The 1,208-nt window shown below is 53.6% G+C and carries 1 protein-coding gene; it reads left to right on the top strand.

The genetic code is table 11. The annotated features are described in order from the left end of the window. Positions 1-77 precede the first annotated feature (77 nt). Complete coding sequence (locus QN370_RS20520; RefSeq protein WP_322127181.1) at positions 78-1,070, top strand: IS5 family transposase; 993 nt, start codon at positions 78-80, stop codon at positions 1,068-1,070. Positions 1,071-1,208 lie beyond the last annotated feature (138 nt).

Genomic DNA, 1,208 nt, shown 5'->3' with positions numbered 1-1,208 from the left:
GGAAACGCTGATTTAATCGCCTGATTTTTGGCGTTAAAATTCTGCTGACGTTCAATTTTAATGAGACCGCAATGGTGATGAAGCAAACCAGTTTTTCGAGTGCCGAATTTTCCGCGAAGAAGCGCATCACGCGCCGCGAGCAGTTTCTGGCGGACATGGAGCAAGTCGTGCCTTGGGCTGAGCTTGAGGCAGTCATTGCGCCGGTCTATCCGACCGGCATGCGTGGTCGCCCGCCGATCGGTTTGTCGCGAATGCTGCGCGTGTACTTCATTCAGCAGTGGTACAGCCTGTCTGATGAAGCGGTCGAAGATGCGATCTACGATAGTCAGGCCGTGCGTGCGTTTGTCGGAGTGGATCTGGCGCGGGAGTCGGCACCGGATGCGACGACGTTGCTGAAATTCCGGCGCTTGCTGGAGACCAATGAGCTGACCCAGCGTATGTTCATCGCCATCAACGCTACGCTGACCGAGAAGGGCCTGGTGATGCGCTCGGGAACCATTGTTGACGCCACGATCATCAATGCGCCACCCTCGACGAAGAACGTTGAGCACAAGCGTGATGCCGATATGCACCAGACGAAGAAAGGCAACCAGTGGTACTTCGGTATGAAAGCGCATATCGGCGTCGATGCCGAGAGTGGCTTGGTGCACAGCGTGACCACTACGGCGGCGAACGTGGCCGACATCGTTGAAACGGCAGCACTGCTGCACGGCGACGAAGAAACGGTGTTTGCCGATGCGGGCTACACCGGTGTAGCAAAGCGCGAAGAAATGAACGACGTGAAGGCGAACTGGCAGATTGCTGCCAAGCGCGGCACGATCAAGAAGGTCAACGAGAAGCGGCCATTGCGCGCCATTCTCGACGAATTGGAGCATGCCAAGGCGAGCATCCGAGCGAAGGTCGAGCATCCATTTCATGTGATAAAAAACCTCTTTCGTCATCGCAAAACCCGCTACAAGGGACTGCCAAAAAACACGGCGCACGTCTTTATGTTGTTCGGCCTGGGAAATCTTGTCATAGCAAAAAACAAGCTTTTGAACCGGCAGGCCCAAGCTCTGTCTACTGCGTGAAAACAGGATAAAAGGGGCATCGGTTGTTCGATTTTTAGCCCGTAATTTTGGTTTCTCCTCCACTTTTTCGAAAATAAAATTTGCTGGAAGCGTAGTCAGCCATTTCCATTCTTGGATTCGGCTTTATTCAGTGGTTCC

It is taken from the genome of Actimicrobium sp. CCI2.3 (assembly GCF_035019065.1).
GTDB lineage: Bacteria > Pseudomonadota > Gammaproteobacteria > Burkholderiales > Burkholderiaceae_D > Actimicrobium.
Note: the sequence above shows the minus strand (reverse complement) of the source record. Positions and strands in the feature narration are given on the sequence as shown.

Excerpts from the sequence above, each read along its gene's own strand:
- QN370_RS20520 (WP_322127181.1), top strand. The coding sequence starts at position 78 with ATGAAGCAAACCAGTTTTTCGAGTGCCGAATTTTCCGCGAAGAAGCGC.